Consider the following 23,900-nt stretch of genomic DNA (forward strand, 5'->3'; position numbering starts at 1 on the left):
TGGCCTCCACAGCATTCGCAACCGTCATGTCACGGTTCTCACAGCCCGCACACAATCCCCCATGGCTGCCCCGATCCCCTCTACGTGCCATCGACGAGCGGACTCGCGAGATACCCGAACTCGCCCCTTGCCACACGGACTTGACGAACATGCTCCGCAAGATGGCCAAGGACGCCCACGACTCCGGTGCCGTGTACATGGGATGCATGGCGGAGAATTTCGACGGCGTGCCGCTGTCCGCGACCGTCACGGTCTCCGTGATCGGTGCGAAGGACAAGCAGGGCGTGGCCCTGTCCACCGACCCGCGCGCCATCGCCGACAGCCTGCGCACCATCACCGCCCGCCGCGACGGCGACGCCTGGCGGACGGTGACCACCGTGGACATTCCCGGCGTCGGGAGCGTCGCGCGGACGTACGGCGTCGAGGACCTGCCCGTCGCGCAGGGCGACACCCGTACCCTTCGTATGGTGCTGACTCAGACGTACATTCCCGTCCCGGGAACCACCGACCATGTCGTGCTCGTCTCCGGGGCCAGCCCCGTGCTGGACCTGGCGGAGGCGTTCCACGACATCTTCGAGGCGGTGACCAGCACCTTCCGCTTCGTCTGACACGATCCGACGATCCCTGGGGGACCTTCACATGGGCAACGGCAAGAGCGACCTCGCGCTCCCGCTCAGCGAGTTGGAGGACTACGGCGGGCGGCTGCGGGACATCAAGTCCCGGCTGAACCACACCAAGAAGCTCTTCGAGTCCTACAAGGACGACCTCGGCGACCACACCGTCTACGACGCCCTCGACGACTTCGAGTCCGGCTGGGAGGACGGCCGCGAGGACATCACCCAGGCCCTCGACGCCCTGGCCGATATGTCCGACGCCGTCGTCCGCGAGTTCAAGAAGCTCGACGACGATCTCGCCAAGCAGGTCAAGGACGGGGTGAAGCAGGAGGGCGGTAAGGGTGGCGGGGAAGGCGGCGGTAAGTAGGGCGTTCAGCCCCGCCGAGCCCTGCCCGTTCGCCCAAGCCCGATCCGCCCTGCCCGTTCAGCCGACCTCGTTCTCCGCCACCGCCTGGCCGTGGACGACCACGTCTCCCCCGTAGAACATCCCCGTGAACACCGGGGAGTACGTGAGCTGGACCTCGACCTCGACCTCGTCGGCGTTGGCGGCCACGCAGTGGGTGGCCGCGACGTCGGGGCCGGACATCCCCATTTCGCGGGCGAAGGCCTTCACTCGGGCGCCGCAGTTCTGGTAGTTGATCGGGGCGGGGCCGTTCTCGTTCTCGTAGAGGGACTCGAGGTCTATGTCCTGGGCGGCGTAACGGGCGGCCTGTTCGGCGATGTCGGCGGCGCGTTCGCGCTTGGAGATGGACATGCCGCCGTCGATGACGAAGGCCGAGAGGGAGAGGAAGACGATCGCGAAGATGATGACCGCGCCGGCGCCCGAGCCGCGGTCGTCCATACGCGTACGACGGGCCTCCGCCCAAGCACGGGCCTCCGCCCAGGCGCGCTCAGCGACCCCAGCGCGCACGGCGGCCCCGGCGCCGCCCATCGCCGCCCCCGCAGACCCTCTCATCTCCCCCATCACGCCTTCCTCTTGAAGGGATCCAGCGGCGACGTGAACGTCGACGTCAGCCGCGTCGGAACGTCCAGGCCCAGCATCGCCAGGCCCCGCACCTCGCAGCTCACCTCGACCGTGAAGAGATCGGCGTTCGCCCAGCCCGTGCTGGTCTTGGTCACGGTCACCAGGCCGGAGCAGACGTCCGCCAGGTTGGCGTCGGCCGCCTTCTGGGCCTCCGACATGGCGACGGCCTCCTCCTTCTGGATCGACCCGGCACGCGCGGCATCCCGCGCGGCACCGTCCAGCGCGCCGCGCCCGTCCACCAGTTGCCCGAAAGCCACCAGTACCAGGATGAAGAGGATCATCACGGGAGCGAGGATCACCACCTCCACGGTGGACAGACCCCGGTCGCCGGACACCCGCTCCCGTACGCGGGAGAGGAGCGACGTCATCAGTTCCCCTCCTCCTTCACGAACCGCTCCACCGGCCCCGCCGACCGCGCGTGCACCGTCAGATCCAGCCCCGGAAACACCGTCGGCACCCGTGCCGTGATCTCCACGCCCACCGTGTTCGGCTCCGGCTGGAGCATCGTCACGTCCGGGGACAGAACCAACTGCGGGCCGAGCTGGCGGATATAGCTGTCCACCACATCCCGCGCCTCGCCGCGCCACGCGCCGGGCTGTTCGTCGGCCGTCGCGCGCGCCTCGCGGGCGCCCGCCTGGACCGCCGCCTGGGCCACATGGTCCGCGAAGAAGTACAGCGCGAACTGCACCGTCGCGAAGATCATGAAGAAGAGCACCGGAGTGAGCAGCACGAACTCGATCGCGGTCATGCCGGACTCGCCGCGGGCGGAGGCGGCCTCCACCCTGCGGCGCACCCAGCCACGTACCCCGGCCCGTACGTCGCGACGTACCCCGCGACGTACTCCTCGACCTGCGCGCACCCGTATTCCCGTATGAGAAGCAGACGAAGGGCTCAGCAGGTCTTGCCCGCGTCGGCGCCCTTGATGCAGTCGCCGACCTTGTTGGCGCCGTCGCTCAGCGCGGCGTTGATGATCGCGGCGACGACGCCGACGATCGCGACGACGACGGCGGAGATGATGACCCACTCGACGGCCGAGGCGCCGCGGTCGAGTTCACCGGACCGGGCACGCTGCACACGGCCCTGGAGGAAGGTGATCAGGAAGTCCACCCCCGGGATGCCGGTGCTGAAGTTCCGTCCGTTCATGATGAGTTGTCCTCTCGGAAAAAGATGGGGAGGTAGGAGACGTCAGACCTGGAACACGCGCATCGCCGCCGGGAAGATCAGGAAGACCAGGAAGCCCGCGCACAGCAGCAGTTGCGCGACCAGCATCGACTGGGACTTCTCGCCCGCGCTGCCCTCGATCTCGGAGAGTTCGCGGTGCCGCATCGTCTCGGCGCGCGAGGCGAGCGACTCGCGCACCTTCGCGCCGTCGTCCGCGACCAGCCCCAGGGAGGCCGACAAGTCCTTCAGCTCCTCGACGCCCAGCTCCTCACCGAGGGAGCCCAGCGCCTGCCACTGGCTGATGCCGGTGATACGGGCGTCGGCGAGCGCGTTGCGGATGCGCTGCGTGGCCCAGCCGTCGGAGACCTCGGCGGCGGTCATCAGCGCCTCGGGGAGGCCCCGGCCGCCGGCCAGGCTCATCGACACCAGGTCGAGATACGCGCCGATGACGCGCCGCAGGTCACGCCGCTTGTCCGCCGCGTCCCGCCGTACCTCCACATCGGGGAGGAAGAAGAAGACGAGCGCGAAGAACAGCGCCAGCCAGACCGGGATGACCGGGCTGGTGCCGAAGCCGAGCGTCCAGACGACGGCGAAGAGGAACGGCCCGAAGAAGACTCCCGCGGCCGCCAGCAGGACCTTCGTCGCGAGGAAGTTCTCCCAACTGCGGTCCAGGACGGCGAGATCGGCCCGCAGCGAGCGCTGCTCCCAGCCCTGCTGAAGGTAGAACTCGGCGACCCTTGCGCCCACTTGGGCCCGTGCGCTGCCCAGCCGCCCGGGCCCGGCATCCCGCCCGCCGTGATGCGCGGACTCGTAAGCGGCCCCGCGCGCCCGCATCGCGTCGATGCGCGCGACCTGCGCGACCGCGCTGCGCTTGGACGGCATGAGGGCGCGTACGAGGGCGTAGACGCCCAGGCCCAGGACGGCGCCGATCAGAATCGGCATGGTCAGGTTCATCGGCGTACCGCCTCATCCGCAGAAGCCGGCGTACGGGGACGTACGAACTGCACCGACGACTCGTCCCGCACCAGGAACCGTTCCGGGGTCTCGATGGTGGACAGCTTGCGCAGCCACCAGAAGCCGAGCCCGAACAGGCCGCAGACACAGGCGAGTACGAGCTGTCCGACCGCCGTTCCGTACGGCTCGACGAAGTCGCGGTTGAAGATCGACAGGCCGAGGACGAAGGCGATCGAGACCGCGACGACGATCTGCACCGAGCGGCGGGTCGACGCGCGCTGGGCCATCACGCGCTGCCGCATGTCGACCTCCTCGCGCGCGGACTTGGCGAGCGCGCCGAGCACCTGCCGCAGACCGGGGCCGCGCAGCCGCGCGTTGAGGATGAGAGCCGCGACGATGATGTCGGCGGAGGCGTCGTCGATCTCGTCGGCGAGCTGTTGCAGGGCTTCCGGCAGCGGCGTACGGGAACGCAGCCGGTCCACCAGCGCGTCGAGGTGCGGACGCAGGACGGGGGCGGAGGCACGCGCGGAAGCGGGGATGGCCTGCTCCAGGCCGACCGCGCCCGCGATGGTGTCGCGCAGCGACTCGGTCCAGGAGGCCAGGGCCTCCACGCGGCGCATGGCGGCACGCTCCTCCGAGGCGCCTCCGAAGAGCTTGTCCCAGAAGAAGACGAGGACACCGGCCGCGATACCGGCGACGGCCCAGCGGGTGAGGAGAAGGACGAGGAGACCGGCGATGGCGGCGACCGAACCGCGCTGCCCGGCGAACCGGATCAGCTCGTTGGCCCGTTCGCTCGCCTTCTGCTTCTCGTGCTCGGGCTTGGCGGGCAGTCCGCGCACGGCGACGGCGAACAGCGCGAGGCCGCCACCGACGGCGACACCGGACGCGAGCGCGTACAGCACGGTGGTGGAGAACAGCCCGCCCATGGAGCCGAGCGAGTCGACAGGAGACGCAGTCGTTTGTGTCATCGTCATGGGTGTCATCAGCCCCAATTCCCGCCGCCGGGCAGCCGGTAGCCGTGCTGGACGAGGTCGTCCAGGCAGGCTATGGGCGCATGCGGGACGATCCGGCCGTCCGCGGCCTCGGCGAACACCTCGCTGGACAGCACGCGTCCGTCGACGCCGTTGACCTCGCGGACCGAGGTGACCATGCGCTGGAGGCTGCCGCCCGTCTGGTAGTTGTTGCGCCGCTGGATGAAGACGACGAAGTTCACCGCGCCCGCGACGAGCATCTGGCTGGCCTCGATGGGCAGCCGCTCGGACGCCTGGAGCGCGTACGTGGAAATACGGTTGAAGACCTCGCTGGAGCTGTTCGCGTGGATCGTGGACAGCGAGCCGTCGTTGCCCTGCGACATCGCGTTGAGCATGGTCACGATCTCGTCGCCGAGGACCTCACCGACGATGACGCGGGAGGGGTTCATCCGCAGGGAACGGCGGACGAGTTCGGCCATGGAAATGGCACCCTGGCCCTCGGAGTTGGGCAGCCGCTCCTCGAACGCCACCACGTTCGGGTGGAGGTCCGCGAAGGTGTCGAGCCCGAGTTCCAGGGCGCGCTCGACGGTGATGAGACGCTCGTGCGGCGGGATCTCGTTGGCGAGGGCACGCAGGAGGGTCGTCTTGCCGGCGTTGGTGGCGCCCGCGATCATGATGTTCTTACGGGCGCGGACCGCGCACGCGAGGAAGTGCGCGACCTCGGGCGTGATCGTCCCGTTGCCCACCAGGTCGGAGACGAAGACCTTGCCCATGCGGGCGCGACGGATGGACAGGGCGGGGCGACGCGTCACGTCCATGACGGCGGAGAGCCGGGACCCGTCCGGAAGCCGCAGGTCGAGCTGGGGATTGGCGGAGTCGAAGGGCCGGGAGGAAAGCCCCGAGTACGCGCCGAGGACCTGGATCAGCTCGATGAGCTCTTCGTCGTTCTCGGCGACGGGATCGCCTTTGACCTCGCGCCCGTCGGCGTACCCGATGAAGACCTGGTCGTACCCGTTGATGTCGATGTTCTCGACTTCCGGGTTGTCGAGCAGCGGCTGCAGGCGCCCCACGCCGAAGAGGGCGGCGTGCACGGCGGCCGCGTACTGCTCCTCGGTCTCGGCGTCGAGGGGGGTGCGGCCGAGGTTGATCTCGGTACGGGCGTAGTCCTCGAGTATCTGGGCGATGACGGCGCGCGCGTAGTGCCGCTCGTCCTCCGAGGACATCGGTGTGACGCCGCGGACCTGGTCCTCGCGGCGCTGCTCGGAGATCCGGTCACCGGCCTCCTGCCGGAACCGCTTGACCAACTGGTGGTCGACGGCGGTCATCGTCCGGCTCCGGCGGCGGGCTGACCATGCGTTCCATGGGGTGCGTGCGGTCCGGCCGCCGGTACGGCCCAGGCGGCGCCGTACTGCTGGTAGAGGTCCGCGGTGACCTTGCGGGCCGAGCGGATGAGCAGCGACTTGTCGAGTCGTCCGCGCTTGCGTCCGGCCAACTGGTCGGCGCCCGCGGGGTCGTCGGCGAGCGTGCCCACGACACGGGCACCTGTCTGCGCCGCCACGAGCATGTCGTTGACCTGGTGGACGAGCTTGGCGGAGTCGCTCGGGTCGGCGATGAGGATGACGCCGATGAGGGGCGTGGCGAGGCTGGCGGCGCCCCGGGGGCCGCCGTGCAGCTTGGCGGCGAGGGCGGCGGCCCGGTCCCGTACGCGGGCGATGGCCTCGGGCTCGGTGCGGGAGATCAGCAGGACGAGGGCGGCCTGGGAGAACATCTCGACGGCCGGGGTGTCGCCGCTGATGCGCCCGCAGTCGGCGATGACGTCGGCGGGGGCGTGCGGGGAGTCGGCGAGCTGGGCGAAGGCCCGCCCGAGTGTGGGCCAGAGGCCCGCGAGCCCGGCGGCCTGCTCGGCGATACCGAGCCCGACGAGGACTTCGAGCCCGCCGCTCAACGGCTGCACATGGTCCCAGAGTTGGTCCGGCACGAGACCGCGGCGGGCGGTCGCCGCTATCGACAGCATGCCGGTGTTCGGGTTCAGCGGACCGCCATGCGCCGCCGCACTCCGGTACACGAGGTCGCCGCCTGCGGGGTCCGTCTCGGCGAGCAGGACCCTACGGGGCCAGACCGCCGACAGGGCCACCGCGGCGGTGGTGACGCCGGGGGAACCCTTGTCAGCGGCGAGGGCGATGAGCGCCATTTCTGTTTACTCACTCGCCTTTAGTTGCCGGGGACGAGAACGAGGGCGACTTCACCGGCCGAGGATGCCTCGGAGACAGCGGCCGCGTCGCCGCTGTCCACCGTGAGGTTGACGGGCAGGCTGGTGCTGCTGATCGTGCTGTCCTTCTCGTCCTTCACGAAGCTCACCAACGCCCTGTCGACGATCAGGGTGTTGCTGTCGCTCGAGGAGCTCGAAGAGCTCGACGAACCGCTGCTGCTGGAGCCGCTGTCGCCGCCGACGCGGTACACGGCCACGGAGTCGCCCGCCTTGAGGCCTACGGGGTACTGGCCCTCCTTGAGGGAGAGTCCGACGTTGGCCTTGCCCGCCGGGAGAGTGGCGGTCTTGGCGAACATCTGGCCCATGACGACAGTGTCTTTGTAGATCGTGGTCTTGGCCTTGAGGGTCTTGAGGGTGCCCAGCTGTGACCACTTGATGTAGTTGACGCCGGCGTCGTCGGCGACCATCACGGAGGTCACGTGGTCACCCACCGACTCACCTGCCTGGATGTCACTCGTCACCTGCACGACCTCGACACGGTCCCCGGCACGCAGCACCAGCATGGTCGCGCCCAGCGCACCGACGAGGATCAGGAGCACCGCCAGAGCGGCCAGCGCGGGTTTGCGCTCGCGAGGCGGCGTGGGAAGACGCTCACCCATCGCCGGCTGAACCGACGCGGCGGAACGGGGGTTGCCCGCCCCCGTACGCTCTTGGATCTTCACGCAACCGCTCCCCGTACACCCAAGAAGATTTCTGCCAATTCACAGGCCAATTGGGACACTCCACCCCGGTCCACCCGTACCGCCCGACCTGGCCAAATAGCCAGCGCTGAAGCGAGTGTCAAGCCATGGCACCGTATCAGCCGCACATAAGCCCCTCAAGGCGCGTTAAGGATCGTGAACCTCACGGTGCCCGACGTTATCCACGCGCAACGAGCGGTGAGCGGTTCCCGGTTGGGGGTGTGGATCCGGGGTGCGGGGCTGCTGTGCGGGCGCGAATCCGGCAGGGGGGCTGACCTCGGGGGTGGCCACGGGGTGGGCACGAGGCCTGCACGAAGTGCTCACCAGCGAGGATCAGGCGGGGTGATCTTTCAGCCGCGAGGGTGACGGGGCCGGCGCGACGACGGGGTCAGTCGCACGGCAGAAACCCCCAACTCTTGCTGCTGCCGTGCGGGCACCCGCTCAGGAACGGCGTCCGCGCAGGGCCCGCCAGGCGTCACCGGCCGCGTCCGCGGTCCGTAGCCACCAGCCCAGCACGGTGTTCCGCAGTGTGGCCAGCAGCCACCGCCACTTGAACCACGGCGGGAGCTTCCGGAACGGCACGAACGTCAGCGTGTCGTTGATGGCGTCCTCGGCGAAGCCGCCGGGGGCCTCGGCGCGCAGCGCGGCGTACAGCTCCGGCGTCAGCTCACCGTTGAGCCGCGCCGCCGTGCCCGCCGCGGTGAACGCGAACTGCCGCTGAGTGGCGTCCGGCAGCCGCATCGCCCGGACGATCCGAGGCGACGCCTCGGCCAGCGGGCATGTGAAGGCAAGCCCGATCACCGCCGTGCCGAGGTGACGCTCGCCGCGCTCGAACGCGGCATCCACCGCGGCGGGGTCGTCGATGCCCAACAGGCCCTCGCCGCTTGCCCAGTCGTATTCGGACGTCATACCCGGTCTTCGCCCGGGTCCTTGTCCAGGTCCAGGACATGCCAGTCCTTCGGCCGATACCCCGCCACCACGCAACCCCCGTCACGTTCGACTCACCAATAACCGTACGCATGAGCGAAGTCACTGGATACGCGCGAACCGCGGGAAGGAGGTTCGGGCTACTCCGCGAAGCGGAACGTCGACGTGATCGCGTCGAAGATGTCGAAGAACGAGTCGGCGAGGTCGAGGACTTGGCTGCTGCCGGCAATCAGGGCGACCTTGCCCTCCTGGCCCGGGACGGGGATGAACGTTTGCATGAGCACGGCGCGGATGGTGCGGTTCAGGGAGTCGTCGGGTACGGGGATGTCCTCGATGCCGTACGTGCGCGCGGCGGGGCCGACGCCGGGGATGTCGACGGTGGTGACCTTGCGCCAGGCGTCGCCCTCCTTCTTGGCCTCGCGTACGGCGAGCTGGCTCGCGATGGTCTGCGGGTCGGTGGAGAGGGGCTCGCCGGACTGGGTGCGGCCGCCGACGATCGAGACGGTGACCGAGCCGGTGATCGGGGTGTCGCCGCCGAAACTCTCCGCCATGCAGCCGCAGTACAGGGCGCCGGACTTCCAGGCGTCGGCCGCCGACTTCTGCAGGAAGGCGGCGTACGTGTCGCGGTACTTGGCCAACTCCGGGCGCTGCTGCACCCGTTCGTTGACCATGCGCCGGATGGAGTCGTCACGCGACTCGGGCCGTACGTCGAACTCCCACCACGACTCCGGCACCTTGATCCGGAAGCCGCCGCGCTCGATGGTGAGCGTCTCCATGTAGCGGGCCATGGTGTGTCCCCCGTTCGACCTCTGTCCGGTCCTCTGTTCGGCTCGGGTCAGCCTACGAGGTGGGGGTCGAGGTGGCGCCCAGGTGGTTCACCTCTCACCGGTGTTGATGAAACTGCTGGAGGAGTCGGAATCGGGGCCTGTCAGCGAGTGCAGTCAGCGTTCGTGTGCCTGGGGCCAGGCCGTGCCCTGCCACAGCAGGTCCTGCCGCAACAGCAGCTTGGACAGCCGATGCCGCGCCCGCATCAGGTCCCCGCGTTCATCCTCGCAGGCCCTCATCAGGTCCCGGGCGGCCTCGTCGACGACAACCCGGGTTGCTGTACGGGCTATGACCAGGATCACAGCGCCGCCGGGAAGGCCGGGAATACATGCGGCGTCATGTTGTTTGGATTACATGCGAAGTCATATATCAGCAAGGAGTGCAGCATGCAGTTCGGCATCTTCGGTGTGGGCGACATCTCGCCGGACCCGACGACGGGTTACACCCAGAGCGAGGCAGAGCGCATCAGCAACCTGATCAAGATCGCCCAACGGGCCGACGAGGTGGGCCTCGACGTCTTCGCGCTGGGTGAGCACCACAATCCACCGTTCGTGATGTCCTCGCCGCCGGCCCTGCTCGCTCATATCGCGGCGCTGACGGAGCGGATCATCCTGAGCACCGCGGTGACTCTGATCACGACCAATGACCCGGTGAAGATCGCCGAGGACTATGCGATGGTGCAGCATGTCGCCAAGGGGCGGCTGGACCTGATGCTCGGACGCGGAAACACCGTCCCCGTGTACCCGTGGTTCGGCAAGGACATCCGCGAGGGCGTCGCACTCTCCCTGGAGAACTACAACCTGCTCCACCGGCTGTGGCGTGAGGACGTGGTCGACTGGGAAGGGAAGTTCCGCACCCCGCTGCAGGGCTTCACCTCCACCCCGCGCCCGCTGGACGACGTCCCGCCGTTCGTGTGGCACGGCTCGATCCGCACCCCGGAGACCGCCGAGCAGGCCGCGTATTACGGCAACGGGTTCTTCGCCAACCACATCCTGGCGCCGAACTTCCACTTCAAGCCGCTCGTCGACCTCTACCGGCAGCGGTTCGAGCACTACGGCCACGGCACTGCCGAGCAGGCCATCGTCGGGTTGGGCGGCCAGGGGTTCATCGCCAAGCGCTCGCAGGACGCGATCAACACCTTCCGGCCCTACTTCGAGAACTACCCGGCCTTCCGCGGCTCCAAGCTCGAGGACTTCATGGCCAACACGCCGCTGACGGTGGGCAGTCCACAGGAGGTCATCGAGAAGGTGCTCACCTTCCAGGAGGGATTCGGTGACTACCAGCGCCAGCTCTTCGCCGTCGACGCAATGGGCCTCCCGCTCGACATGGCCCTGGAACAGGTCGAGTTGTTGGGCACCGAGGTGGTCCCGGTACTGCGCAAGGAAATGGAGGCGCGCCGCAAGCCCGGCGTGCCGGACGCACCGACGCACGCTTCGCTGGTCAAGGCGAAGTACGGTGACGCTGAACCGCGCCGGCTGCGGCCGAACCCCAACCGGGGCGACAACCTCTCGGGCACCTCGCCGTACCAGGACAGCGACCCGAAGGACGCCGCCAGTTTCCCGACGGTACTGTGATGGCGCCGGCCAGGGGCTTGACCAGGTTGGCGAACGAGGCCTGGGAAGCGATGTTCAGGGCGCAGGCGACACTGGCGCGCGAGTTCGAGTTCGACGGCGATTGGGGCGACTTCCCGCCCCGGGAGTATGGCGTGCTCTATGCCCTCGCCGACGTCGAGGACGGTTTGCGTATCACCGACCTGATCGACGACGTCCTGTTGACTCAGGCGGGGGTCTCCCGACTGGTGGCGCGGCTGGAGAAGCGCGGCCTCGTCGAGCGTCTCCCGGATCCCGACGATGGCCGCGCCTGCCGCATCGTCCTGACCAGTGAGGGACGCGATGTCCAGCGGCGCCTCGGTCGCGCGCACGCGCGACACGTCGCGAGGGCGATGACCCGCGCGCTCACCGCGTCACAACTGGAAACGTTGCGCGACCTGGGAAAGGCACTGGTCGCCGCAGCTCCCTCGGCAACCTCGCAGCACTCCGCGTCGGATACAAGGAACACCGCGTGAACAACGTGCCCATCGCCCCCCGACAAGTTCTCACCATCACGGTCGTCAATGCCGGCGTGAGTGATCCGTCCTCGACCCGGCTGCTGGCTGACCGGATCGCCCAGAAGAGCATTGACGCCCTGCGCGACATGGGCATTGCCGCGACCGTGCGCTCGATCGATCTGGGACCTCTCGCCGTTGAGATCGCACGGTCGATCGTCTCGGGTATGCCCGACTCGAAGGTGCAGGACGCCATCGCACAGCTCGCCGAGTCGGAGGCGATCATCGCCGCTGCTCCGGTCTACAAGGCGGGGATCAGCGGCCTGTTCAAGTCGTTTGCCGACCTGATCGACAACGACCTGCTCATCGCCAAACCGGTCATCCTCGCCGCCACCGGCGGCTCGGCCAGGCACAGCATGGTCGTCGACGACCACCTCCGACCGCTGTTCGCGTTCCTACGGACGATCCCGATGCCGACCTCCCTTTACGCCGCACCGGAGGACTGGGGCTCGGCCGATCTCGGCAAGCGCATAGCCCGCGCGACCGGCGAACTCGCCGCCGTCCTGCGCAGCGGCGCCGGCCGCGAAATCGCCGACGGCAACTGGGCGGGCTACCAACACACGTTCGGCGGCAACGCCACCCGCGCCGAACGCGGCATCGAAAACGTCGACTTCGACACCGATCTCATGCGTCTGGCCACCGGTGGAACCGCACAACCCCCGTCCGGTGTTCGGGCCGATGTACGCTGACGCACTCGCTCGGGCTGGGGGAGCAGCGGGGCCCGAGGAGATATCACGGGGCCACCACGTTCTGGTACACGCGTCGCGTACCCGTCTTCCGTGACGGTGAGTTCGAGCCCGAGGTCGCCGGCCGTGAGATCGTCGCCAAGGTCGCCGCCGATTTCGGACCGTCTCAGTCCACCGTCGGCTCCAACCGCTCCGGCCGTCAGGCGGTCAACAGCCTGTTGCGGCAGTGGAACGCTGCTTCGAACGGTCCGCCGAGCGGCTCAGGTTCCGCGGCAGGTGCATACGCAGGGGGGACCTCGAAGACGTGACCCGCCCCGTCGCCACTCCCGGCCGCAGGGCGTTCGCGATCGCCATGCGGCCGGGCATTCGACACAGCCGCCTACCTGGTCGGTGCTCCTGGCTCCGGCACGCCGCCACGAAGATCGAGCGGGCTCAGCGCTGATCGCGGCCACCCGACGCACATGAAGTGAACCGTGTTCGGGCGAAGTTGGCGCCATCGACGACTTCGCCAGAAGCCTCCGGATCAGAGATAAGGCGTGACGGAGCGAGTTGACCGGCGTTCCGAGCGGCCGGCCTTGTATGTGCCTCGGGGCCGAACGAGCAGCCGCTCGGCCCCGGAGAACTACTCTGCGAGGTAGGGACGCTGCCCCGTCACGGAGCCCAGCGGCCGTTGGGTTGACGGTGATCGTGAGGCTGCTGGCGTTTACCAGCCGGTTGGTCCTTCGCTTGCCGGGCCGCCGTCTGGGGGATCTGCGTGTGGTAGTAGAGCAGCTTGCCCTGTCCACGCGCCCCCAGGCCGTGGTGGCCCTTCACCGGTGAGTTCTTACGCATGGCTCGGCTCCTCGCGGTCTCGCGTCAGCTCCGCACGTCCGGAAAGCCCCGATCGCGCCTTCCGTGCGATTTACGGTACGCCGCCCATTCGGACGCTGCGACCGGGCCACGAGGCGACAGGCCGGGTAGGCTACGTCGCCCACACACGCCCTCCACCATCACGAGTGGACTGCAGCCTGCGCGGACCGCGTGGACCGCAACCTGCGGATTGATCTTCGCGCACCGCTGCCGGATTGATCTTCTCGCGCCGCTGCCGAGGGCCCTTCCCCCTGGGACGAGGCGTGCCCGCGCGCCCGACCTCCTCACCACTCACCCTGGACCCCTCACTCCTCGCACGTCCCCCTCGCTACTTCGGTTGGCCGTCTCCCCCTGCGTGTCCCAGGGATCGGTGCGAATCTGAGATGGTGCATACCTCTGATCTCACTCCCGAAGTCCGGGCCGCCCTGAGCAAGCCGCGGCCGTATCCCGCGATCACGTTGGTCATGCCGACCGATCCGGATTTCCCCTTCAGCGAGAAGGACCGGATCCTTCTGCGCGACCTCTGCACCGAGGCCAAGCGCCGGCTGGCGGATGACCCCGAGGTGGAGCGGGACGCGAGGTTGGAGTTGCGGGACCACAGGCTGGATCCCACGGTGATCGAGCGCGCCGCCGATCCGTTCCACCCCGACGACGCCATGGTGGTCTATGTGGCCGCGGACGAGCCGGTTCAGGTGTGGCGGATGACGTCGCTCGCGGCCGTGCAACCGCGGGTGGAGTTCGCCACGGCGTTCCTGACGCGGTACCTGGTGGCCGCCGAGCAGCGGTCCAAGCCGTACTTGGTTCTCGTCCTCGATCAGGACATGTGCCGGCTGTACCACGGGTCCGTGCGACGGCTGGAGGAGGTGGAGAGGGACGGGTGGCCGGGCGCGCCGCAGATCCCGTCGCCCGAGGACGCGATTCCCGGGGAGATCCCCCACGCGGCGCCGTACGAGGGGCATGAGGAGCGGGTCGAGCAGTACCTGCGGACCGTGGACAAACGGCTGGGGGACGCCCTCAAAGAGCACGACGGACTGCCGCTGTTCGTCATCGGCGGCGACAAGATCCTCTCGACGTTCAAGGGCCTCACCGGATACGAGAACCGGATCGCCGGGACATTGCCGCTCACCGGCATGGACAATTTCCCGGCGCCGGATCTGGCGAAGCGGATGCAGCCCGTCCTTGCCGACTTTCACACGAAGCAGGTCGCCCAAGCTGTCGCCGAGCTGGAAGAAGCGCACGGACACGGCAAGTACGTCGGCGGCGCACCGGAAGTGTGGACCGCGGTCGCCGACAAGCGGGTCCACCAACTCCTGGTGGAAGAGGGGCTCATGGTGGCGGGCCGGATCACCGGGGACGGCCGGGTACTGGAGGTCGCAGAGGTACCGCAGCCGGTGACCTTGCCGAACCCGAAACCCGATGTCGAGCCGCCGCCGCACACCTACGGTGTGGCCACCGACATCGTCGAACAGCTTGTGGACAACGCGATCAGCGCGGGCTCCCGAGTCTTGTTCGTGCCCGACGGGACGCTCGCAGCGGCCGGCGGCGTGGCGGCTGTGCTGCGGTACTGATCCACCACGCGCGGGAATCGCCACGGCCAAGCTGCTGATCGGCTTGTACGTGGCCTACAGCCAGCAGCGCCGAAGCGCACGGGACGGCGTGAGCGCCAACGCCACGGAGGGCGCGGAGCTCTGAACCGCGCAGCCTCGCGACCCTCGTTATCAGGCTCGCCTCGGCGGCAGCGAAACCTCACGCATCACGCGTAGGGAAGGTACTGGTGTCGATCTTCACGCGCTCACCGGTCGCCAAGGTAAGACTCACTGACTCCCCGTACGGGATCTCGAGGATGCGGCCGTAGCCGGAGGCATATGGCTCGGACATCAGCGTGACGAGCTTCTTGAACGGGTCGGCGATCAGGTAAAAGTCGATCCCGTAGCGGCCGTACTTCTGGACGTTCCGTACGTAGTCCTTCTCGTCCTCCGGCTCGGAGGGGACCTCGACCACGGCCAGCACGTCGATGCAGGAGTAACTGTTCTTCCGGCGCTCGGCGTCGAAGCCGATGATCGTCAGGTCGGGCGCCGCGTCGTTCTCACCGGGGAATGTCACGAGGACATCACCGAAGACACGTTCCCGGGCGATACCAGCAGCCGCGACGGCACCCTCGACATCCCTGACGGTCCAATGCTGCTCCGGACTCTGCGGGGTCATGATCACCCTCCCGTCGAAGACCTCGACCTTGTAGCCCTCGGGGATACCGCCTCGCTCGATCAGATCGCTCATGACAGTCACGGCAGTTCACCTCCTGTGGGCATTATGGCTGGCCGAAGACAATCAGAGGGCACCTTCGAGCACCGTCCCGGTCGGCGCTACTGCTGATCGCCACCAGCGGTGTCGTCCGACTCCGGGTGCGCGATGAAGGTCCCCTTGGACGGAAGCGTGACGACCAGACCTCGATCGCGCAGTTCGCGGGTGGCTCGGCGGGCTGTGAGGTGCGCAACTCCGTACTCCGCGGCAAGATCACGCTCTCCTGGCAGCCGTGCGCCGGGCCGGAGCTCACCCTTGGCAATGCGTTCGGCGATGTGGTCCGCCATTTGCATGTAGACGTACGCGATCTTGTTCGGATCGATCGGCGACTGTCCGGGGTCTGGCGTCATATCGAACAACGTACGACAGCACCTAGCTCTACGACTCAATGGAGTGCGCATAACCGCTATACACCCCCCAGTTACACCCTGTAGCGTGCCTGTCACTTAAAGACCCCGGCGACGGAGGCAACCGTCCCGGGGCGTGGCCAACGCTTAGTAGGAGCGTCAACATGCTGGACCTTACCGTCCGATTCCTGGCGTGGGTGCTGAGCACATGGATGCCGCAACCACGCGGTCGCCACCGCGCCGGAACCCTCCGCGCGCAACGGACAGCCCCGCCCCTACCCCGCTTCACCGAACTCCTCGACGGCAGCGCCTCCCATCTCGTACGCCCCTACCTCCTCGCCCCGACGAACGCCACCGCCAACGCGAACGCCGCCGCGCCCTCTACCTGGCCGCCCTCGGCATCGACGTCGGCCCGGACCACATCCACGGCATCCCCGTCGGAGCCACCCGATGACCGACCCCGCCGCTCGCCGCCCCGTCCGTATGTGCGCCCGCTGCCAGCGCACCACCGAAGACCCGGTCCTGGTCCACGAGGTCCACGCGGCAACCGGCCCCGGCTTCAACGTCTACGCCTGCCCAGAGTGCGCCGACCACTACCCGCCCCTGACGGACCCCCTGGAACTCCTCGAACTCACCCCACGCCGCTCCCGGATGACCATCCGCGTCTACAAGGTCACCGCGGAGGGTGCGGTCACCGAAGACCGTGGCGAGGTCCGGACCTGGACGGGCAGCCGCATCGACCCAACCCCGCAGACGGCCGCCTTCCCACCCTGCATGTGTGCAGGATGCCGCTCGACCCGATAACTCCCGCGAAGCCGGACAGAAATACCTGGCCCCGGACGCTCCTCAAGCGTCCGGGGCCAGACGTATCTCCAGCGGGCCACGATCAGGCCACGGAAGCCGAACCGATTTGCTCAAATAGATCCACAATTCCCGGCACCCTGGTGGAAGTTCAGCCTGGCGAAACCATCAGCCCCACCGATACCGTCCATACCCTTGACTGCATCTTTGTCTCACGGGGAGTCCACTGTGAAGCGCCGCTCTTTGCCCGTTGCTGCCGCGTTCGCCACGACAGCGGCCCTACTGCTGACGGCCTGCGGCAGCGGGGACGACAGCTCGAAGGACAACGACAAGATCGCGGGCGCCGATCAGGACGGCAGTCCGTCGGCGTCGCCGAGTGCGAGCACGTCGGGCAGCATTGAGCGTCCCGACATGACGCTCCCGGCCGACATCAAGGAGACCTTCGAGGGGTGGAAGACGGGCGACGCAACGAAGGACGCGATCCTGGCAGATGCCGGGCGCGCCCAGACGGCAGTCACGTACGCGGTCGTCAAGGGGGACCCCAAGTCCGCGGTGCTGTCCTTCTATCAGGCCGGCACGGCCCTCCCGGGCAGCCAGGACTGGGTGAAGACGATCGTCGACTCCGGCTCCACATTCACCGGCGCTGTCCGTTACCACTCACCCGATCTTGAAGTGTTCGACAAGAAGTCGGCGGGGCTTGCCTACTGCTCCGACGAGAGCAAGGCGTTCAACAAGAACCGGAAGACGCAAGAGGTCGAGAGGACGCCGGCGAACGACGACTCGTACGTGCTCTACAGCACGCGTCTGGAGAAGGCCGAGAACGGTGTCTGGCAGACCACCAAGCTCGTATCGGAACGGGGGAACAAGACATGCACGCCTTGACGAGGCGGCGCAGCAGATGGCTGGTCGTGGGCGCTACGGCGGGAGTCTGCGCACTGATACCGGGTACGGCGATGGCCGGATGGGGTCCCGGAGGCAAGTCGAACGGCGGGACCACGGAGACCGGCGGCGGGCAGTCCGGCACTGACATCGTGTCCATGGTCCGCTACAGCGGAAGTTCCAAGGGCAGCGGCGGCAGCAAGGGGAACGTCACCCCGGTGGGGAATTGGACTCCGCCCGCCTGCTGGTACGAGCCGCGCACGGCCGAGGACTTCGAAAAGCACGTCGAGAACATGTACACCGAGACCGTCAACTACCCCGGACAGCACAGCTACGCGAAGACGGCCGTCGGACAGTTCCGCGAAATGTACAAGGACGGCAAGTACAAGAACTACAACCTCGACAAGGCTGACGAGGGCACGTGGTGGGTCGCCGTCCAGGACCCCGACCGTTGGCTGGAGCCCGCGGCTCAGCTCTGCAACGAATTGCCCTTCTGGGTCGTGAACGGCGACACCCCGAATGTCCCCAACGCCGTCACCCCCGAGGTTCTCGCCGAACTGGCGTACAGCCGGCTGCAACTTCCCGAGACCGAGGTCACTCTCGCGCCTGAGGACATCACCAAGGTGAACCTCCCGACGTGGGCCTGGCTGGACAAGGCCAAGTTCAAAGAAGTCGACGTCACCGCTCAGATCAATGTCGGAGGCCTCAACATCCAGGCCACCACGACGGCCAAGCCCATCGCTCTCAAGCTGGAGCCAGGCACGCGGGACGCCGAGACCTACCCGGCTTCCGGCGAGTGCGAGATCAACGACGGGTCGATCGGCGAGGCGTACGCCAAGGGCAAGGCCGACGAGACCCCGCCGTGCGGCATCAAGTACCTGCGGTCGTCCGGCGACGGCACTTTCAAGCTCCGGGCAACCGTCACCTGGGAGATCACCTGGACCGGCACGGGTAACCCGAACCCGGCCAAGCTCCCGAACGGCACCTTCGGCAACACCCAGAACATCACCGTCCAGGAAATCCAGTCCGTCAATAGGTGACGGCAGCATGGAAGTTGCGACGGTTGTCCAGGACCACCGACCGCACCATACGAAACCGCCTCGGCGTCACTCCGGACGCCGCAGCGTGGTGCACGATCGGCAAGATCCCCGAACCGCCCGCAGACGGCCTGATCTAATGGGAACCCACCAGTGCGGTGAGCCGCCTCAACACGGCTCACCGCACCCCAAAACCGCCGCGACGCGGACTACTTGCCCTTCACACCCTTGGCCAGCTGGTCATCCAGTTCCTCATACGCCTTCGCGGCGTCCTCGAGGAACTTGGCCATGCCCTTGAGGCCCTCCAGGGTGTCCTTCATGCCCTTGGTGAACTCCTTGAAGGAGTCGTCGAAGGCCTGGGAACCCCTCGCGGTCGTGTAGCCGTCCGCGACCAGGCCGTCGATGTAGCTGTCCAGGCCCTGGAGTTTGTCCTCCATCTTTTCCTTCTCGTGGCCCAGCTTCTTCGCAGCGGTCCGCATCTTGTCGTATGTGATATCTGCGTCTTTGCCGCCGGCCATGTGGCGTCCTCCATACTTCAACTCGCCGCAGGGCCAACCCCCGTGGCTCCTGATGCGGATGATGCGATCGTCCGCATTGAGCCAGCAGCTTACTTACGGCGCTTGCAGGAGCACACCCCGGTTCTGTCACGGGCCCGCACCAGACGGCGTGCAAAGGCCGCGCGGACGACGCCGTAGCGCCGCCGTATCAGCGCTGAGCCTCCAACGGCCCCTCACACAGCTCGTTGCCTGCGGGAAGGGGGAAGCGGCTATCGTCGAGGGCACTGTGGCCCGCGTTCCGGAAGCGGTCTCAGGTGTCTGGGGAGGACGAGCGTGCGGCTGACTCTGACCGTCGTCGATCCGCTGGGCGGCGCCACCGCCGACGTGGTTCTAGATGCGGATCCTGAGTCCTCGGTGGGGGACATCGCCAAGGAACTGGCGGCGCACGTCGGGTACAGCGGGGGTGCTCAGATCATCCCCATCGGGCAGCATCAGGCGGCCCAGACGGGGGCGCCTGTCGCTTACGTCGACGGGTATCCCGTCGATCCCTCCGCCACCATCGGCACCTCGCCGCTGCGTGAGGGCGCCGTCGTCAGTCTGCACGACCCCGCCGGGTGTCTGCCGGGTGAGCCGACCGGGCTCGTCGAGCTGCGCGTGGCGAGCGGTCCGGGTGCCGGGGCCGTGCACCGGCTCGGGATCGGGCGGTACGACATCGGCGCCGGGGCCTCCTCCTACATCCGCATCGATGACCCCGAACTTCCGCAACGAGCCCTGACGTTGTCCGTCGCGACGGACGGGACCTGCCGGGTCGCCGTACAGGGGGACCAGAAAGACAAGGAAGGCGTCACCCTCGACGGTGAAGCCATCGAGACGCGCGACGACGACGAGTGGCCCCTCGGCAGCCAGATCGCCGTCGGCAACACCCTCCTCGAATTCGACCGCTACTCGCCCCCGAACGCCGCGCTCAAGTGGTCCGACGACGGTGCGGGCCTCGACTACAACCGGCCGCCGCGGCTGCATCCCCCGGAGCGGGAGACGAAGTTCCGGCTGCCCAGTCCCGTACGGGACTTCGAGGCCCGGCCGCTGCCCTGGCTGATGGCCCTGACGCCGTTGGTCGGTGCCGTCGTCATGGTGATGATCTTCGGGCGCTGGTACTACATGATCATGGCGCTGCTGAGCCCGCTCATCATGTTCGCCAACTACTTCATGGACAAGAAGCATGGGCGCAAGTCCCATGCGAAGCAGGTCAAGGAGTACAACGAGCACAAGGCGCGGATCGAGAAGGACGCCCAGGAGGCCTTGGTCGCCGAGCGGCTCGACCGGCGTCACGCGACACCCGACCCCGCCACCATCCTGTCGCTGAGCACCGGACCGCGTACGCGGCTGTGGGAGCGGCGGCGAACCGACGCGGACCATCTGCTGCTGCGGGTCGGGACCGGGCAGTTGCCCTCCGAGGTCGTGCTCGACGACCCGGAGCAGGACGACCACAAGCGCGAGGTCACCTGGACCATCGGGGACGCGCCGGTCGCCCTTCCGCTGCGCGAGCGCGGGGTCATCGGCATTGCCGGGCCCGGCGATTCGGCGCACGCGCTGGGGCGTTGGGCCGTCGCCCAGACCGCGGTGCTGCACAGCCCGCTGGATGTGCAGTTCTACGTACTGACGGAGAACAGCGGGCGGGAGAGCTGGGACTGGGTGCGCTGGCTGCCGCACAGCCGGCCCGCCGGTGCCCAGGACGCCAACATTCTCATCGGCACGGACGCCGAGACCGTCGGCGCCCGCATCGGCGAGCTGACCCAACTGCTTGACGCCCGCCAGAAGGCCGCCAAGGAGAACGGCAACAAGACCTCCTTCAGCGACCCCGACATCATCGTCGTCTGGGACGGTTCGCGGCGGCTGCGGTCCATGCCGGGTGTGGTGCGGCTGCTGCGCGAGGGCCCGGCCATGTCCATGTACGCGATCTGCCTCGACGCCGAGGAGCGGTTCCTGCCCGGCGAGTGCCAGGCCATCGTCATCGCCGAGCCGAAGCCCGAGGAGCACGCGACCCCGCAGAGCATCTCCCAGGCCGCCCCCGCGGCGCCCGGCGGCTTCCCCTCCTTCCACGCCTGGCACGCCACCGCGCCCGACGACTCCCACTCCGGCGCCCAGAAGCCGCTCGAACTGCGGCTGCGCGTCCAGCAGACGGGCATCGCGCGCGTACGGAACGTACGGCCGGACTTCGTCTCCGCCGCCTGGTGCGCCCGGCTGTCGCGTGCCCTCTCCCCCCTCCGCGACATCAGCGGGGAGACCGAGGACTCGGCCCTGCCGGGAGCCAGCCGGCTGCTCGACGTGCTCCAGCTGGAGCCGCCGACGCGCGACGCCATCACGGCCCGCTGGCGCATGGGCGGGCAGTCGACCATGGCGGTCATCGGTGAGTCGTACGACGGGCCGTTCGGCATCGACATGCGGCGGGACGGGCCGCACGGTCTGATCGCCGGTACGACCGGTTCGGGTAAGTCGGAGCTGCTGCAGACCATCGTGGCGTCGTTGGCCGTGGCCAACACACCGGAGAACATGACCTTCGTCCTCGTCGACTACAAGGGCGGCTCGGCGTTCAAGGACTGCGTCAAACTCCCGCACACCGTCGGCATGGTGACCGACCTCGACGCCCATCTCGTCGAGCGCGCCCTGGAGTCACTGGGCGCCGAGCTCAAGCGGCGCGAGCACATCCTCGCCGCCGCCGACGCCAAGGACATCGAGGACTACCAGGACCTGGTGCGGCGGGATCCCTCCCGCGCTCCGGTGCCCCGGCTCCTCATCGTCATCGACGAGTTCGCGTCGATGGTGCGTGACCTGCCGGACTTCGTCACGGGTCTCGTCAACATCGCCCAGCGTGGCCGGTCCCTCGGCATTCACCTCCTCCTCGCCACCCAGCGGCCGAGCGGTGTCGTGTCCCCCGAGATCCGCGCCAACACCAACCTCCGAATCGCCCTGCGCGTGACCGACGGCAGCGAGTCCAGCGACGTCATCGACTCCCCCGAGGCCGGGCACATCGCCAAGAGCACCCCGGGCCGGGCGTACGTCCGTCTCGGTCACGCCTCGCTGGTGCCGTTCCAGTCGGGCCGCGTCGGCGGCCGCCGCCCCGGTGCCGCCGATCCGACGGTGCTCGCCCCCTGGGCGGGACCGCTCGGCTGGGAGGACCTCGGGCGGGCCACGCTGGTGAAGCCAAAGGCCGAACAGCGCGAGGAAGAGGAGATCACCGACCTCAAGGTGCTGGTGGACGCGGTGCGCGAGGCCAACCAGGCCCTCGGCATCCCCGCCCAGCACAGCCCCTGGCTGCCCGCGCTCTCCGAGACGCTGCTGCTCGACGAGATCCAGCTGCCCGCCTTCGCCGGCGGACCGGGCAAGCTCCCGCCCGCGCCGTACGGTGTCGAGGACCTGCCCGCCGACCAGGCCCGCCGCCCGGTCGTCGTGGACTTCGCCTCCTTCGGGCACCTCCTCATCGGCGGTGCGCCGCGCAGTGGCCGCTCGCAGATCCTGCGGACCATCGCGGGCTCACTGGCGCGTACGCACTCCGCGGCGGACGTCCACCTCTACGGCATCGACTGCGGCAACGGCGCGCTCAACGCGCTGACCCGGCTGCCGCACTGCGGTGCGGTCGTCGGCCGCAACCAGACCGAGCGCGTGGTCCGCCTGATCGCCCGCCTGAAGGGCGAACTCACCCGTCGTCAGGACCTGTTGGCCGACAAGGGCTTCGCCGACATCGGCGAGCAGCGGGCCGCGGTGCCGCAGGAGGAGCGGCTCCCGCACATCGTCGTGCTGCTCGACCGGTGGGAGGGCTGGCTGCCGACGCTCGGCGAGTACGACCACGGCGATCTGACCGACCAGCTCACCGCGATGATGCGGGAGGGCGCGAGCGTCGGCCTGCACATGGTGATGACCGGCGACCGCCAGATCCTCTCGGCCCGGATCGGCTCGCTCACCGAGGACAAGTACGGTCTGCGGCTCGCCGACCGCTCCGACTTCTCCCTCGTCGGCATCAACCCCCGCAAGGTCCCCGAGGAGATCCCGCCGGGCCGCGGCTACCGCAACGAGCACGGCACCGAAACCCAGTTCGCCCTGCTCACCGAGGACGCCACGGGCCAGGGACAGGCCGCCGCGATCACGGCGATCGGCGAGGCGGCCACGGCCCGGGACGCGGACCTGCCGCGCAGCCGCCGTCCCTTCCGCGTGGACGTCCTGCCCACCCGGATCAGCTTCATGGACGCCTGGGAGATGCGCGACCCGGATGCCTCGCGCTCCAGGCTGTGGGGCCTGGTCGGCATCGGCGGCGACGACATCATGGGCTTCGGCCCCGACCTCGCGCAGGGCGTGCCGACGTTCGTCATCGCGGGTCCGGCCAAGTCGGGCCGCAGTACGACGCTGCTGAACATGGCCCGGTCCTACCTGGCGCAGGGCGTACGGATCGTCATCGCGGCGCCCCGGCCCTCGCCGCTGCGCGAACTCGACGGCCAGGACGGCGTGCTGAAGGTCTTCGACGAGGACGACATCGAGAGCGACGACCTGCGGGAGGTCATCGACTCGGCCACGCCCGAGGAGCCGATCGTGGTCCTGGTCGACGACGGTGAGGTCCTGGAGGACTGCGACGCCGAGACCGTCTTCAAGCGGATCGTCCAGCGCGGCGCCGAGCGCGGTCTCGGCCTGGTCATCGCCGGTGACGAGGAAGACGTGTGCAGCGGCTTCTCCGGCTGGCAGGTCGAGATGAAGAAGGGCCGCCGGGGCATCCTGCTCTCCCCGCAGGACTCCTCCGCGGGCGAGCTGATCGGCATCCGCACCAACCGGAGCATGGTCGGCGGACCGGTCGCACCCGGCAGGGGGCTGCTGCACCTCGGGAACGGGGAGCCGCTCACCGTGACGACGCCGATGTAGTACGACACCGGCCTGGTCCCCGGCAACTCCGGGGACCAGGCCGGATTCACACCACGGCAGCGAACAGAA

Annotated in this window: 25 protein-coding genes; 10 read left to right on the forward strand and 15 right to left on the reverse strand. The window is 68.5% G+C overall.

Features of this window, described 5'->3' with window-relative positions; genetic code table 11:
* The first annotated feature begins 149 nt into the window (after window positions 1-149).
* Window positions 150-608, forward strand: coding sequence for a hypothetical protein (locus C4B68_RS16860; RefSeq protein ID WP_240634383.1), 459 nt, complete (start codon window positions 150-152; stop codon window positions 606-608).
* 31 nt (window positions 609-639) lie between these two features.
* Window positions 640-981 (forward strand): hypothetical protein, encoded by a 342-nt coding sequence (locus C4B68_RS16865; RefSeq protein WP_099500525.1) that lies wholly within the window; start codon window positions 640-642, stop codon window positions 979-981.
* A 57-nt stretch (window positions 982-1,038) separates the two neighbouring features.
* Here C4B68_RS16865 and C4B68_RS16870 read toward each other — a convergent pair whose 3' ends face one another.
* From C4B68_RS16870 to C4B68_RS16925, 12 genes are all read right to left on the reverse strand, one after another.
* Window positions 1,039-1,455 (reverse strand): Tad domain-containing protein, encoded by a 417-nt coding sequence (locus C4B68_RS16870; protein WP_240634710.1) that lies wholly within the window; start codon window positions 1,453-1,455, stop codon window positions 1,039-1,041.
* Window positions 1,456-1,577: 122 nt separating this feature from the next.
* On the reverse strand, window positions 1,578-2,006 hold the full coding sequence (locus C4B68_RS16875; RefSeq protein ID WP_099500523.1) for a TadE/TadG family type IV pilus assembly protein: 429 nt from the start codon (window positions 2,004-2,006) through the stop codon (window positions 1,578-1,580).
* Entirely contained in the window at window positions 2,006-2,386 is a 381-nt protein-coding gene (locus C4B68_RS16880; RefSeq protein ID WP_240634711.1) for a TadE family protein, read from the reverse strand. The genes C4B68_RS16875 and C4B68_RS16880 overlap by 1 nt, the downstream gene beginning before the upstream one ends.
* A 143-nt stretch (window positions 2,387-2,529) precedes the next feature.
* Window positions 2,530-2,781 carry a hypothetical protein gene (locus C4B68_RS16885; protein ID WP_028805786.1) on the reverse strand — a complete coding sequence of 84 codons (252 nt, stop codon included), beginning with the start codon at window positions 2,779-2,781 and terminating at the stop codon, window positions 2,530-2,532.
* A gap of 42 nt (window positions 2,782-2,823) precedes the next feature.
* Window positions 2,824-3,753, reverse strand: coding sequence for a type II secretion system F family protein (locus tag C4B68_RS16890; RefSeq protein ID WP_167459097.1), 930 nt, complete (start codon window positions 3,751-3,753; stop codon window positions 2,824-2,826).
* Window positions 3,750-4,727, reverse strand: coding sequence for a type II secretion system F family protein (locus C4B68_RS16895; RefSeq protein ID WP_099500764.1), 978 nt, complete (start codon window positions 4,725-4,727; stop codon window positions 3,750-3,752). The genes C4B68_RS16890 and C4B68_RS16895 overlap by 4 nt, the downstream gene beginning before the upstream one ends.
* A gap of 8 nt (window positions 4,728-4,735) precedes the next feature.
* Entirely contained in the window at window positions 4,736-6,049 is a 1,314-nt protein-coding gene (locus C4B68_RS16900) for a TadA family conjugal transfer-associated ATPase (protein ID WP_099500521.1), read from the reverse strand.
* Window positions 6,046-6,915, reverse strand: a complete 870-nt coding sequence (locus C4B68_RS16905; protein WP_099500520.1) for a hypothetical protein — start codon at window positions 6,913-6,915, stop codon at window positions 6,046-6,048. Before C4B68_RS16905 ends, C4B68_RS16900 begins: the two co-directional genes overlap by 4 nt.
* 20 nt (window positions 6,916-6,935) lie before the next feature.
* Window positions 6,936-7,655, reverse strand: a complete 720-nt coding sequence (locus C4B68_RS16910) for a hypothetical protein (protein WP_099500519.1) — start codon at window positions 7,653-7,655, stop codon at window positions 6,936-6,938.
* Between the two features lie 459 nt (window positions 7,656-8,114).
* Entirely contained in the window at window positions 8,115-8,582 is a 468-nt protein-coding gene (locus C4B68_RS16915) for a hypothetical protein (RefSeq protein ID WP_099500518.1), read from the reverse strand.
* A gap of 158 nt (window positions 8,583-8,740) precedes the next feature.
* The gene (locus C4B68_RS16920; protein ID WP_099500517.1) at window positions 8,741-9,388 is read right to left on the reverse strand and encodes a hypothetical protein; all 648 of its coding nucleotides are present in this window, start codon (window positions 9,386-9,388) and stop codon (window positions 8,741-8,743) included.
* A 153-nt stretch (window positions 9,389-9,541) separates the two neighbouring features.
* Window positions 9,542-9,727, reverse strand: coding sequence for a hypothetical protein (locus C4B68_RS16925; protein ID WP_206337080.1), 186 nt, complete (start codon window positions 9,725-9,727; stop codon window positions 9,542-9,544).
* A gap of 84 nt (window positions 9,728-9,811) precedes the next feature.
* Between C4B68_RS16925 and C4B68_RS16930 the strand changes: the two genes are divergently transcribed.
* The 4 genes from C4B68_RS16930 to C4B68_RS16955 all read left to right on the forward strand — a co-directional run bounded on the left by C4B68_RS16930 (window position 9,812) and on the right by C4B68_RS16955 (window position 14,632).
* The gene (locus C4B68_RS16930; RefSeq protein ID WP_099500516.1) at window positions 9,812-10,999 is read left to right on the forward strand and encodes a CE1758 family FMN-dependent luciferase-like monooxygenase; all 1,188 of its coding nucleotides are present in this window, start codon (window positions 9,812-9,814) and stop codon (window positions 10,997-10,999) included.
* Between the two features lie 26 nt (window positions 11,000-11,025).
* A complete protein-coding gene (locus tag C4B68_RS16935; RefSeq protein ID WP_240634384.1) occupies window positions 11,026-11,490 on the forward strand; it encodes a MarR family winged helix-turn-helix transcriptional regulator in 465 nt (154 codons plus the stop codon).
* Window positions 11,487-12,218 (forward strand): CE1759 family FMN reductase, encoded by a 732-nt coding sequence (locus tag C4B68_RS16940; RefSeq protein ID WP_240634385.1) that lies wholly within the window; start codon window positions 11,487-11,489, stop codon window positions 12,216-12,218. The genes C4B68_RS16935 and C4B68_RS16940 overlap by 4 nt, the downstream gene beginning before the upstream one ends.
* Window positions 12,219-13,528: 1,310 nt before the next feature.
* On the forward strand, window positions 13,529-14,632 hold the full coding sequence (locus C4B68_RS16955; RefSeq protein WP_240634386.1) for a baeRF3 domain-containing protein: 1,104 nt from the start codon (window positions 13,529-13,531) through the stop codon (window positions 14,630-14,632).
* Window positions 14,633-14,810: 178 nt separating this feature from the next.
* Here C4B68_RS16955 and C4B68_RS16960 read toward each other — a convergent pair whose 3' ends face one another.
* The gene (locus C4B68_RS16960) at window positions 14,811-15,341 is read right to left on the reverse strand and encodes a Uma2 family endonuclease (protein WP_167459098.1); all 531 of its coding nucleotides are present in this window, start codon (window positions 15,339-15,341) and stop codon (window positions 14,811-14,813) included.
* An 86-nt stretch (window positions 15,342-15,427) separates the two neighbouring features.
* A complete protein-coding gene (locus tag C4B68_RS16965; protein WP_099500512.1) occupies window positions 15,428-15,715 on the reverse strand; it encodes a winged helix-turn-helix domain-containing protein in 288 nt (95 codons plus the stop codon).
* A gap of 447 nt (window positions 15,716-16,162) precedes the next feature.
* Here C4B68_RS16965 and C4B68_RS16970 point away from each other — a divergent pair, with 447 nt between their 5' ends.
* The 3 genes from C4B68_RS16970 (at window position 16,163) to C4B68_RS16980 (ending at window position 18,432) form a co-directional block, all read left to right on the forward strand.
* A complete protein-coding gene (locus C4B68_RS16970; RefSeq protein ID WP_099500511.1) occupies window positions 16,163-16,516 on the forward strand; it encodes a hypothetical protein in 354 nt (117 codons plus the stop codon).
* Window positions 16,517-16,741: 225 nt separating this feature from the next.
* On the forward strand, window positions 16,742-17,395 hold the full coding sequence (locus tag C4B68_RS16975) for a hypothetical protein (RefSeq protein WP_167459099.1): 654 nt from the start codon (window positions 16,742-16,744) through the stop codon (window positions 17,393-17,395).
* Window positions 17,383-18,432 carry a hypothetical protein gene (locus C4B68_RS16980; RefSeq protein WP_373682197.1) on the forward strand — a complete coding sequence of 350 codons (1,050 nt, stop codon included), beginning with the start codon at window positions 17,383-17,385 and terminating at the stop codon, window positions 18,430-18,432. Before C4B68_RS16975 ends, C4B68_RS16980 begins: the two co-directional genes overlap by 13 nt.
* A gap of 206 nt (window positions 18,433-18,638) precedes the next feature.
* Here C4B68_RS16980 and C4B68_RS16985 read toward each other — a convergent pair whose 3' ends face one another.
* Window positions 18,639-18,947 carry a WXG100 family type VII secretion target gene (locus C4B68_RS16985; protein WP_099500510.1) on the reverse strand — a complete coding sequence of 103 codons (309 nt, stop codon included), beginning with the start codon at window positions 18,945-18,947 and terminating at the stop codon, window positions 18,639-18,641.
* A 312-nt stretch (window positions 18,948-19,259) separates the two neighbouring features.
* Here C4B68_RS16985 and C4B68_RS16990 point away from each other — a divergent pair, with 312 nt between their 5' ends.
* On the forward strand, window positions 19,260-23,831 hold the full coding sequence (locus C4B68_RS16990; RefSeq protein WP_099500509.1) for an FtsK/SpoIIIE domain-containing protein: 4,572 nt from the start codon (window positions 19,260-19,262) through the stop codon (window positions 23,829-23,831).
* Window positions 23,832-23,900: the final 69 nt, after the last annotated feature.

Origin of the sequence: Streptomyces dengpaensis, from assembly GCF_002946835.1 — a bacterium.
GTDB classification, from domain to species: Bacteria; Actinomycetota; Actinomycetes; order Streptomycetales; family Streptomycetaceae; genus Streptomyces; species Streptomyces dengpaensis.

Coding starts and splice junctions, on each gene's coding strand:
- C4B68_RS16905 (WP_099500520.1), bottom strand. CDS start 6,915: ATGGCGCTCATCGCCCTCGCCGCTGACAAGGGTTCCCCCGGCGTCACC.
- C4B68_RS16900 (WP_099500521.1), bottom strand. CDS start 6,049: ATGACCGCCGTCGACCACCAGTTGGTCAAGCGGTTCCGGCAGGAGGCC.
- C4B68_RS16860 (WP_240634383.1), top strand. CDS start 150: ATGCTCCGCAAGATGGCCAAGGACGCCCACGACTCCGGTGCCGTGTAC.
- C4B68_RS16895 (WP_099500764.1), bottom strand. CDS start 4,727: ATGACGATGACACAAACGACTGCGTCTCCTGTCGACTCGCTCGGCTCC.
- C4B68_RS16960 (WP_167459098.1), bottom strand. CDS start 15,341: ATGAGCGATCTGATCGAGCGAGGCGGTATCCCCGAGGGCTACAAGGTC.
- C4B68_RS16930 (WP_099500516.1), top strand. CDS start 9,812: ATGCAGTTCGGCATCTTCGGTGTGGGCGACATCTCGCCGGACCCGACG.
- C4B68_RS16885 (WP_028805786.1), bottom strand. CDS start 2,781: ATGAACGGACGGAACTTCAGCACCGGCATCCCGGGGGTGGACTTCCTG.
- C4B68_RS16985 (WP_099500510.1), bottom strand. CDS start 18,947: ATGGCCGGCGGCAAAGACGCAGATATCACATACGACAAGATGCGGACC.
- C4B68_RS16865 (WP_099500525.1), top strand. CDS start 640: ATGGGCAACGGCAAGAGCGACCTCGCGCTCCCGCTCAGCGAGTTGGAG.
- C4B68_RS16870 (WP_240634710.1), bottom strand. CDS start 1,455: ATGGACGACCGCGGCTCGGGCGCCGGCGCGGTCATCATCTTCGCGATC.
- C4B68_RS16970 (WP_099500511.1), top strand. CDS start 16,163: ATGACCGACCCCGCCGCTCGCCGCCCCGTCCGTATGTGCGCCCGCTGC.
- C4B68_RS16875 (WP_099500523.1), bottom strand. CDS start 2,006: ATGACGTCGCTCCTCTCCCGCGTACGGGAGCGGGTGTCCGGCGACCGG.
- C4B68_RS16965 (WP_099500512.1), bottom strand. CDS start 15,715: ATGACGCCAGACCCCGGACAGTCGCCGATCGATCCGAACAAGATCGCG.
- C4B68_RS16955 (WP_240634386.1), top strand. CDS start 13,529: ATGCCGACCGATCCGGATTTCCCCTTCAGCGAGAAGGACCGGATCCTT.
- C4B68_RS16890 (WP_167459097.1), bottom strand. CDS start 3,753: ATGAACCTGACCATGCCGATTCTGATCGGCGCCGTCCTGGGCCTGGGC.
- C4B68_RS16920 (WP_099500517.1), bottom strand. CDS start 9,388: ATGGCCCGCTACATGGAGACGCTCACCATCGAGCGCGGCGGCTTCCGG.
- C4B68_RS16880 (WP_240634711.1), bottom strand. CDS start 2,386: ATGACCGCGATCGAGTTCGTGCTGCTCACTCCGGTGCTCTTCTTCATG.
- C4B68_RS16980 (WP_373682197.1), top strand. CDS start 17,383: ATGCACGCCTTGACGAGGCGGCGCAGCAGATGGCTGGTCGTGGGCGCT.
- C4B68_RS16915 (WP_099500518.1), bottom strand. CDS start 8,582: ATGACGTCCGAATACGACTGGGCAAGCGGCGAGGGCCTGTTGGGCATC.